Source organism: Bradyrhizobium sp. 155, assembly GCF_023101105.1.
In the GTDB taxonomy this organism is placed as follows: domain Bacteria; phylum Pseudomonadota; class Alphaproteobacteria; order Rhizobiales; family Xanthobacteraceae; genus Bradyrhizobium; species Bradyrhizobium canariense_D.
The window spans coordinates 684,098-694,469 of the sequence record NZ_CP064704.1 but is presented as its reverse complement, the minus strand read 5'-3'; the positions used below and the strand labels follow the sequence as shown (position 1 = coordinate 694,469).

9 protein-coding genes are annotated in these 10,372 nt (G+C 60.8%); all 9 read right to left on the bottom strand.

Going from position 1 to position 10,372, the window contains the following annotated elements; genetic code table 11:
* Window positions 1–6: 6 nt before the first annotated feature.
* Window positions 7–1,179 (bottom strand): iron-containing alcohol dehydrogenase, encoded by a 1,173-nt coding sequence (locus tag IVA93_RS03360; protein WP_018453175.1) that lies wholly within the window; start codon window positions 1,177–1,179, stop codon window positions 7–9.
* Window positions 1,176–1,790, bottom strand: coding sequence for an adenylate kinase (locus IVA93_RS03355; RefSeq protein WP_026232477.1), 615 nt, complete (start codon window positions 1,788–1,790; stop codon window positions 1,176–1,178). The genes IVA93_RS03360 and IVA93_RS03355 overlap by 4 nt, the downstream gene beginning before the upstream one ends.
* A 21-nt stretch (window positions 1,791–1,811) precedes the next feature.
* On the bottom strand, window positions 1,812–2,339 hold the full coding sequence (ppa, locus tag IVA93_RS03350) for an inorganic diphosphatase (protein WP_018453173.1): 528 nt from the start codon (window positions 2,337–2,339) through the stop codon (window positions 1,812–1,814).
* Complete coding sequence (gene acs, locus IVA93_RS03345; RefSeq protein ID WP_240543312.1) at window positions 2,336–4,390, bottom strand: acetate--CoA ligase; 2,055 nt, start codon at window positions 4,388–4,390, stop codon at window positions 2,336–2,338. The genes ppa and acs overlap by 4 nt, the downstream gene beginning before the upstream one ends.
* A 41-nt stretch (window positions 4,391–4,431) precedes the next feature.
* On the bottom strand, window positions 4,432–4,800 hold the full coding sequence (locus tag IVA93_RS03340) for a phasin family protein (protein WP_143273907.1): 369 nt from the start codon (window positions 4,798–4,800) through the stop codon (window positions 4,432–4,434).
* A 73-nt stretch (window positions 4,801–4,873) separates the two neighbouring features.
* Entirely contained in the window at window positions 4,874–6,532 is a 1,659-nt protein-coding gene (locus tag IVA93_RS03335) for an acetolactate synthase large subunit (RefSeq protein WP_018453170.1), read from the bottom strand.
* A gap of 75 nt (window positions 6,533–6,607) precedes the next feature.
* Window positions 6,608–7,930 carry an MFS family transporter gene (locus tag IVA93_RS03330; protein ID WP_018453169.1) on the bottom strand — a complete coding sequence of 441 codons (1,323 nt, stop codon included), beginning with the start codon at window positions 7,928–7,930 and terminating at the stop codon, window positions 6,608–6,610.
* Between the two features lie 4 nt (window positions 7,931–7,934).
* On the bottom strand, window positions 7,935–8,972 hold the full coding sequence (locus tag IVA93_RS03325) for an isocitrate/isopropylmalate dehydrogenase family protein (RefSeq protein ID WP_018453168.1): 1,038 nt from the start codon (window positions 8,970–8,972) through the stop codon (window positions 7,935–7,937).
* A 62-nt stretch (window positions 8,973–9,034) separates the two neighbouring features.
* Entirely contained in the window at window positions 9,035–10,354 is a 1,320-nt protein-coding gene (locus IVA93_RS03320) for an MFS transporter (protein WP_026232474.1), read from the bottom strand.
* Between the last annotated feature and the right edge of the window lie 18 nt (window positions 10,355–10,372).

The window sequence follows — 10,372 nt, the reverse complement described above, 5'->3', positions numbered from 1 at the left end:
TGCCGCTCAGGCCGCCGCGCGGTTGCCGAACGCCTCGGTGTAGATCGCCAGCGCATCGTCGAAGCTCAATTCCCGCGGATTGTTCACGAGAAGCCGCGTCTGCTTCATCGCATCCTCGGCGAGCTTCTTCAGGTCGCCCCTCGCAATGCCGACATCGGCCAGCGAGGCCGGCACGTTGCAATCCCGGCAGATCGCCGCGATCGCATCGACGAACAGCCGTGCCCGCTGGCTGACGCTCATTCCTTCCGATTTGGGATCGACGATCGGCGCCAGTTCGGCGTAGAGGCCTTCCGCCTCCGGCAAATTGAACCGCAGCACCTGGGTCAGCACCAAGGCATTCGACAGGCCATGCGGCACGTGGAACAGCGCGCCGATCGGATAGGCCAGCGCGTGCACGGCGGCGACCGGGGAATTGGCGAACGCCATGCCGGCCAGCATCGAACCCAGCAGCATTTGCGACCGCGCTTCGAGATTAGATCCGTCCGCACAGACCGTCCGGACATTCGCCGACAGCAGGGCGAGAGCCTGCCGTGCCAACTGGTCCGACATCGGATTCTTCCGGTGCTTGCTGGTATAGGCTTCGATCGCATGGACCATGGCGTCGATGCCGGTCGCCGCGGTGACATGCGGCGGCAGGCCGAGCGTCAGCTCCGGATCGAGGATCGCCCAGTCCGGGAGCAGGCGGGGCGCAACGACGCCCTTTTTCTCGGTCGTCGGCGTGGTGACGATCGCAATCGGGGTCACCTCCGAGCCCGTTCCGGCCGTTGTCGGCACCAGCAGCAGCGGAAGGCGTTCGCCCTTGGCAAGGCCGACGCCGTAGATATCTTCGAGGCGATCAGGCGTTTTGGCCAGATAGGCCACCAACTTCGCGGTATCGAGCGCGCTGCCGCCGCCGATTGAGGCAACCAGCTCGATGTCCTTGTCACGACACAGTGCGACCGCCCGCTCGATGATATGCGACGGCGGATCCGCCTCCACATCTTCGAATATCGTCAGTTCGCAGCCGCCGGCAACCAGGCCAGCCTCGGCGTTTCTGGTCAGGCCTGCATTGCGTACGCCCTTATCCGTGACCAGCAGAACACGTTTTGCCCCGTATCCAGCGACCAACTCCGCCAGCTTTTTCGATGCGCCTGCCTCGAACAGGATGTTGGGGGGTGCCTGGAAGGTAAACGCTTTCATCTGACATCACTCCTGATCTGATCGGACGTTACTGCCGCAAGCGCCGCGGCGAGCTGTTCGGTCACGGCGTCAATCGGCTGCAAACCGTCGACGACGTTGAGCAGTCCCTGCGACCGGTAGTATTCCGTGACCGGCGCGGTTTGCTCGCGATAAACGCCGAGCCGGGTCTTGAAGACCTCGGGATTATCGTCGCGGCGCACCGGCTCGCCTCGGCTTGCCGCATCGTCGGCGCGCCCTTTGATGCGGTCGAGCAGCGCATCTTCGTCGACCTCGAGCTCAAGCACCGCATCGAGCTTGATGCCCCGGGTGGCGAGTTCCTGATCGAGCGCTTCGGCCTGCGCGACCGTGCGCGGGAAGCCGTCAAGGATAAAGCCGCTTACCGCATCGGAATGGTCGATACGATTAGCGATCACCGATACCACGACGTCGTCGGGCACAAGTTCACCCCGATCCATGATGTGCTTGACGCGCAATCCCGCAGCCGTGCCTTCCGCAACCGCCTGGCGCAGCATGTCGCCGGTCGACAATTGCGGGATCGCAAATCGAGTGACGATCCTCGTCGCCTGCGTGCCCTTACCTGCGCCTGGCGGCCCCAACAGAACCAGTCTCATATCATTGCCCATATCTCGGTTTCAGCTCTTTGCCCGCGCGATGGCCTCGACGATCAGCCGGCGCGCTTCGGCACTGTCGCCCCATCCGATCACCTTCACCCACTTCCCCGGCTCCAGATCCTTGTAGTGTTCAAAGAAGTGCTGGATCTGCTCGATCGCGATCTGCGGCATGTCGGCGATCCCGTTGACGTGTGCGTAGCGCATCGTCAGTTTCGGCATCGGCACGGCGATGATCTTCTCGTCGCCGCCGCCCTCGTCATCCATCTTGAGCACGCCGATCGGCCGCACATTGATTATGGCGCCAGGAGCGATCGGCCGCGAATTGGCCACGAGCACGTCGATCGGATCCCCATCGTCCGAAAGCGTGTGCGGAACGAAGCCGTAATTTCCGGGATAGCGCATCGGCGTATACAGGAAGCGGTCGACGAACAGCGCGCCCGCCGCCTTGTTCATTTCGTATTTGATCGGTTCACCGCCGATCGGAACCTCGATGATGACATTGACGTCCTCCGGGGGATTGTCGCCGATCGAAATCGCGTCGATATTCATTTCCGCGCCGCCTTTTGGCTATGGCGGTTTTTGATGAGATCATCGACCACCGCCGGATCCGCCAGGGTTGAGGTGTCCCCGAGCGCGCCGACTTCGTCCTCGGCGATTTTGCGCAGAATACGACGCATGATCTTTCCAGAGCGGGTCTTGGGCAGGCCCGGCGCAAACTGAATGACATCGGGTGCGGCGATCGGTCCGATCTCCTTGCGGACCCAGGCCACTAGTTCCTTGCGCAACTCTCCGGAGGGCTCCGCATCCGACATCAAGGTGACGTAGGCGTAGATGCCCTGCCCCTTGATGTCGTGCGGAAAACCGACAACAGCGGCTTCGGAAACCTTCTGATGTGCGACGAGCGCGCTTTCGACTTCGGCTGTCCCCATGCGATGACCGGATACGTTGATGACGTCGTCGACGCGGCCGGTGATCCAGTAGTAGCCGTCGGCGTCGCGCCGGCAGCCATCGCCGGTGAAATACTTGCCCGGATAGGTCGCGAAGTAGGTCTGCATGAAGCGCTCGTGGTCGCCGTAGACCGTGCGCATCTGGCCTGGCCAGGAATCGGCAATGACGAGATTGCCTTCGCATGCGCCGGTCAGCACGGCACCACTTGCGTCCACCACTTCCGGCATCACTCCGAAAAACGGCAGGGTTGCCGAACCGGGCTTCAAAGCCGTCGCGCCGGGAAGCGGCGAGATCAAGATGCCGCCTGTCTCGGTCTGCCACCAGGTATCGACGATCGGACAACGTCCATCGCCGACCACGCGGTGATACCAATCCCACGCTTCCGGATTGATCGGCTCGCCCACCGAGCCGAGCAAGCGCAGCGACGCACGGCTGGTCTGTTTGACCGGCTCTTCCCCCGCACCCATCAACGAACGGATCGCGGTCGGCGCGGTGTAGAAGATGTTGACCTTGTGTTTGTCGACGACCTGCCAAAAGCGCGATGTTGAGGGATAGTTCGGGATCCCCTCGAACATCAGCGTGGTCGCGCCGTTGGCCAGCGGCCCATAGACGATGTAGCTGTGGCCGGTGACCCAGCCGACATCGGCGGTGCACCAGTAGATGTCGCCGTCGTGATAGTCGAACACATACTGGTGCGTCATCGACGCAAAAACGAGATAGCCACCCGTGCTGTGAACGACGCCCTTTGGAGCACCGGTTGAACCCGACGTGTAAAGAAGGAATAGCGGATCCTCCGCGTTCATTTCGACCGGCGCGCAGTCGGCCGAGGCCTTTGCCACCTCGTCCGCGTACCAGACGTCGCGGCCGTCGACCCAGTCGATGCCACCGCCGGTGCGCTTGACCACGATCATCGTCTTCACGATGCCGGCCACCTTCTTCAGCGCATCGTCGGCATTGACCTTCAGCGGTACCTTGCGCCCGCCGCGCAGCCCCTCATCGGCGGTGACCAGGACTTTGGACTGGCAGCCCTCGATACGTCCGGCCAGGGCATCCGGCGAGAACCCGCCGAACACGATGGAATGGACCGCCCCGATTCGCGCGCAGGCGAGCATGGCATAGGCGGCTTCCGGAATCATGGGCAGGTAGATCGTGACGGTGTCGCCTTTCTTCACACCGTGACTTTTCAGGACATTCGCGAAACGACAGACCTGATCGTGCAACTCCGCGTAGGTGATGTGCCTGGATTCGGCGGGATCGTCGCCCTCCCAGATGATCGCGACCTGACCGGCACGCCGGGCAAGATGCCGGTCGATGCAGTTCATCGCCACATTCGTGGTGCCGTCCTCGAACCACTTGATCGAGACCTTGCCGGGCGCAAAGGAGGTATTCTTCACCTTCGTGAACGGCTTGATCCAGTCGATCCGCTTGCCATGCTCCGCCCAGAAAGCATCCGGCGTCGACACCGACGAAGCATACATGCTGCTGTATTTCGCAGCGTCAGCATGAGCCCGCCGTGCCCAGCCGGCCGGCACGTCATGGATCAGCGTATCTGACTTTTCCGTGCCCACCTTGGAGCCTCCCCGACGCACTGCGATGCGATTGTCTTGATCGGATGATGCATCGTCCGCGCTCGGAACGCGTGCAGGCAACATCCTGTGATCAGCGATTTGATTTCGCTCTGAGGCGACCGGCGCTACTTATTCAGGTCAACAGTCGACGGCTGGTTCATTGCACTTGCAAGCTCGCGAAACTGCGCGTTCATTTTTTCCATCTGCTCCTTGAGATGGCTCTGATAAACTGCACCCATTTCCTGCGGGTCCTTGGCATGCAACAGCCGTTGCGCAAGCTCGAAGCCCGAAGCCACATTTTCCTCGGCGAACGCGACGGCTCTTTCGTTCATCTCCTTCGCCGCCGAATAGGTTGAGCGAACGCTGGAATCGGCCTTCTCTCTCAACTTCTGGGATTCGGTTATGTATTTCGACACAGCCTCTTTCGCCTTGTCCAGCGTGGTCTGCGCCATTTCCCGCATCTTCTCAGCCTGCTCGTTGATCTGCTCACTCATTGCACTCTCCATTGCCGGCGCTTGCGACCACGCCAATTTCAGCTCAGCTCATCAATCGGCCCTCGCCGACGGCTCACACGGTCGGCTCAATAACCTGCTTCAGCTTCTCGCGAAGTTCATCCACGAGCACGCGGGTATTTTCGCTGTAGTCGATCGGCACGACGACGAGGTGCACACCGCCACCTTTGAAAGCGTTTTCGAGCGTCGGAATCAACGAATCCGTGCTTTCGACCCGCGAGCCTTTCGCGCCGTAGCTCTCGGCGTATTTGACGAAATCCGGATTCCCGAACGTGAGGCCAAAGTCCGGGAAACTATCGACCGCCTGTTTCCAGCGGATCATGCCATAGGCCGAATCTTCCAGGATCAGCACGACGAGATTCAATTTAAGGCGAACCGCGGTTTCCATCTCCTGCGAATTCATCATGAAGCCGCCGTCGCCGCAGACCGCGAGCACGCGGCGTTCCGGATGCAGCATCGCCGCCATCATGGCGGATGGCAGCCCGGCGCCCATTGTCGCGAGGGCATTGTCCAGCAGCAGCGTGTTCGCCACATAGGTGCGGTAGTTGCGGGCGAACCAGATCTTGTACATCCCGTTATCCAGCGCGACGACGCCGTCTTCAGGGATGACCTTTCGCACATCGTGCACGATGCGTTGCGGCGTCGGGGGCCAACGGTCCTCGGTCGCGCGATCGCCGATCCGGGCCAGGATACTTTCGCGAAGGCTTAACAGCGCGCCGGCATGATGCAGCCGCCCCTCGAGACGATCGGCCAGCAACTCCAGGCTCGGTCCAACATCGCCGACCACTTCGCACTGCGGAAAGTAGACCCGCTCCACGTTGGCCGGCGTGTAGCTGACGTGGATGACTTGAGGACCTTTGGGGCCCATGATGAAGGGCGGCTTTTCGATGGTGTCGTGACCTATGGCAATAATCAGATCGGCTCGGTCGACCGCTTCATGAACGTAATCGCGCTCGCTGAGTGCAGCCGTCCCCATGTAGAGGTTGCTGCCGCCGGGTACCGTTCCCTTGCCCATTTGTGTGGTGAAGAACGGAATTTTCGTGCGGCGGACGAAGCCGCCGATGCCGGCCGTGCTGCGCGGCCGGGACGCGGCGGCGCCGAGCATGATCAAGGGCCGCTTGGCCTTGAGGATCATGTCGGCAGCGCGATCCAGCGAGGCACGATGGGCGACCGGGATCTCGATCGGATGCGGCGCCACCATCGCGACGTCTTCGGATTCCTCGCCCGCGATGTCCTCGGGCAGTTCCAGAAGAACCGGACCCGGACGCTCTTCCATGGCGATCCGGAAGGCATCGCGAACGATTGTCGGAATGCCGCTTGTGCTGACGATCTGGAGCGACAGCTTGGTCAACGGTTTGAAAGCGCTAACCACATCGACGATCTGGAATTTGGCCTGTCGGCTGCTCATGATGCCCTTCTGGCCCGTGAGCATGATCATGGGCATGGCGCCGAGCAGCGCGTAGGCGGCGCCAGTCGTCAGGTTCAATGCGCCAGGGCCAAGCGTGGTGATGCACACGCCGGGCTTGCCGGTCAGCCGTCCATAAGTCGCGGCCATGAAGGCCGCGCCCTGCTCGTGGCGTGTCAGGATCAGCTTGATCGACGAGTTGCGCAAGCTTTCCACGACATCGAGGTTCTCCTCGCCGGGAACGCCGAAAATTCGGTCGACGCCCTCGTTCTCGAGTGCGGCAACCAACAAATCTGATCCCTTGGCCATCAGCGCGTCTCTCCCATTCGAATTCAATGCTCTCCGGACGCCGTCGCAGGCATGACGGGGCCGTCGTGTTTCAGTTCAGATCCGGCCATCGCCGTCGAGATAGCCTCGCGTCCGCGTATCCGGCATCCAGAGCGACGCGACCAGGGCGACCAGCGCCATCGCCGCGACGTACCAGAAGAACAGGGTTTCGTATCCGGACGATTTCAGCGACAATGCAACATATTCCGCCGTTCCGCCGAACATCGCATTGGCAATCGCGTAGGGAAGTCCGACGCCTAGGGCGCGCACCTCGGGCGGAAACAGTTCGGCCTTCACGACGCCACTGATCGAGGTATAGAAGCACGCAATCACAAGACCGATCATGATCAGGCCAAAAACGGCGTAGACGTTGGTGGTGCTGGACAATGCCATCAATAGCGGCACCGCAGCGAGGGTAGCGCATGCGCTGAACAGGATCATGTTGTTGCGCCGGCCGATCCTGTCCGATAGCGCCCCGAACACCGGTTGCAGCAGCATGAAGGCGATCAGGGCAGCGGTCATGATCGAGCTGACCGTCTTGGCATCCAGCTTCACGCTGTTGACCAGGAATTTCTGCATGTAGGTCGTAAACGTATAGAAAAATAGCGATCCGCCGATCGTGAATGCGAGAACGATCAGCAGCGCGCGCTTATGATGCCAGAGGCCGGAGAGAGAACCTGCCTCCTTGCGGTGCATGGTCTCCGCCGAGGCCGTCTCCTGCAACGAGCGGCGGAGATACAACGCCACAACGGCCGCGACGGCGCCGAACAGGAAAGGCACCCGCCATCCCCATTCCTTCAGCTCGTCGAGCGACAAGGTTTGCTGCAGAACCACGACAACGAGGAGTGCGAGAAGTTGCCCGCCGATGAGCGTGACATACTGGAATGACGAATAGAACCCGCGGTTGCCCTTGCCGGCAATCTCGCTCATATAAGTTGCCGCCGTTCCATATTCCCCGCCGACCGACAGGCCTTGTGCCATGCGCGCAAACAGTAGGAGCGCCGGCGCCGCGGCGCCGATTGTTTGGTACGTGGGGAGCATTCCGATCATCAGCGATCCCGCGCACATCAGCAGCACCGACAGCACCATCGAATTCTTGCGGCCATGCGCATCGGCGATCCAGCCGAACAGCCAGCCACCGAGCGGCCGCATGAAGAACCCTACGGCGAAAATGCCGGCCGTCGCCAGCAACTGGCTGGTCTGGTCGCCAGACGGGAAGAACGCCGCCGCGAAATAGATCGAGGTAAATGCGTAAGCATAGAAGTCGTACCACTCGACCAGATTTCCGGACGACGCAGCCACAATCGCCTTGATACGCGACAGCTTTTGCGCCGTGCTGTCAGCGGGGATTGCCGGGTGCGATGCAGCAACAGCGGTCATTTGCTTACCCTCCCAATCGACGGATGATGCTTTGAGTGAAGTCGCCAGTGGACGCTTTGCCGCCCAGATCGGGCGTGCGAACGCCGTCCTCGCGCAAGACCTGATCAATTGCCGTTCTAAGACGGTTTGCGAGATCAGGCTGATCAATGTGCTCCAGCATCAGCCCGACCGCCAGCAATAAAGCGAGCGGATTGGCGATTCCCTTGCCGGCAATATCCGGTGCCGAGCCGTGCACGGCCTCGAAGATCGCCGCATCCGGACCGATGTTGGCGCCGGGCGCCATGCCGAGGCCGCCGACCAGACCGGCGAGCTGATCCGACAGGATGTCACCGAACAAATTGGTAGTGACGATGACGTCGAACTGCCAGGGATTCATGACGAGCTGCATCGCCGTGGCATCGACGATGCGATCGTCCATCTTGACCCTGCCCTCGTACTTCTTTGCAACCTCGTGACCGACCTCGAGAAAGATGCCGGTCAGCGCCTTCAGCACGTTGGCCTTGTGCACGACGGTCACCTTCTTGCGACCGTTCTTGAGCGCGTAGTCGAATGCGAATTCGATGATCTTGCGCGATCCTTCACGCGTATTGACCCCGGTCGAAATGGCGACCGCGTGCGGATCTTCCCCAATTGGAATATAGTGTTCGAAAGCGACATAGAGCCCGCCGAGGTTCTCGCGCACCAGCACGATATCGATTTCGTCGAATCGTCCTCCGGGAACCATGCTTCGAACCGGCCGCAAATTGGCGTAAAGGCCGAATTCTTCGCGCAGACGAACATTGATCGAGCGGAATCCTCCCCCCACCGGCGTCGTTAGCGGGCCCTTCAGGGCGAGCCGCGTACGTCGGATGCTGTCCAGCGTCGCCTGCGGCAGCGGATCACGGCTTTCCTCGATCGCGGCCAGGCCACCCTGCTGGATGTCCCATTCGAATGGAGAGCCGAGCGCTTCGAGAATGTCGACGGCCGATTTCACGATCTCGGGGCCGATACCATCGCCTGGAATGAGCGTAGCGGGCCGCTTCGTTTTGGATTGAGCAGGCATTACTATGTCCTCGAAGATGAGAGCCGCGGGGTTTTGTGAATGTCAGACATGCTGCCTTGCACTCAATGTACGGGGCTTGCGGCGGAGGTGGCGGGTAGCGTTTCCTGCTTGCTGATCCAAAGCACCGCGATGATCCCGGCGATTTGAAGCAAAGCCAGCGGTATCAAGGCCATGGGGAAGCTACCCGTCGCCTCCTTAATGACGCCGAGCAGCCACACCGCGCCAGAAGTGCCGATGTGCGACAGGGTATTGATGCCGGCAATTCCGGCCGCAGCAGTTGCCGGAGAGAGTGTCCCAGTCGCCAGGGCCCAGAATGGTCCCTTGATCGAATAATTACCGATCAAGACCACGCTCAGAATAGCAAGCGTCACGGGTAATGAGCTCGTGAGCATGGTCGCAAGCAGCGCCGTTGCGCATAACGCAAGTGGTATTGCGGTGTTTTGGGCATGGGCGTTCGACCTGTCCGAATATCTTCCCCAAAAGATCATCGCAACGGAGGCGATGCCAAATGGGATGGCATTCAGGAAGCCGGTCTCCATGTTGGACATCCCGAACGATTTCACGATCTGAGGCTGCCACAGCGACAACGCGTTGCTCGTGGCCGAGCTTCCCGCATAGATCAAACCGAGGATGAGCACATATTTGTTGGTCAGAATTTGCCACAGCGACATGTGGCCGACCTGCTTCGCCATCGATCGTTCCGACTGCAGGCGCGCGTCGAGCCAATTGCGCGCCTCCGGCTCGAGCCATTTTGCATCAGCGGGTTTGTTCGGAAGCCCGAAGAACGAGACCAGGCCGAGCAGGACGGCCGGAATGGCTTCAACGATGAAAAGCCATTGCCAACCACGAAGGCCGAGCACGCCATCCATCGCCAGCAAAGCGCCGGATATTGGCGATCCCAAAAAGCTCGATAGCGGTATCGCCACCATGAAAACCGCAACGATCCGTGCGCGATAGGCCGCCGGAAACCAGAAGGTCAGATACAGGATCACACCAGGAAAGAACCCGGCCTCCGCTGCACCCAACAAGAAGCGGCTCAGATAAAAAGTAATCGGCCCTACCGCAAAAGCGGAGAGAATACCGACTATCCCCCATGTGATCATAATGCGCGCGATCCAGATCCGCGCGCCAACTTTCTGCATCGCCAGATTACTGGGGACCTCGAAAAGAATGTAGGCGATATAGAACAGCGCCCCGCCCGCCCCGAAGGCAGCCTGCGTCAGGCCCAGATCCTTGTTCATTTGCAGGGCCGCAAACCCGGCATTGACGCGGTCAACGTATGAAATGAAATAGCACACCATGAAAAACGGAAGCAGGCGCCATGTAATGCGGCGCATGGTTTCCGCTTCGATCCTCGGTAGCGGCGCGGAATTCGTTGGCATGGCGTCCTCGTTTCGGGT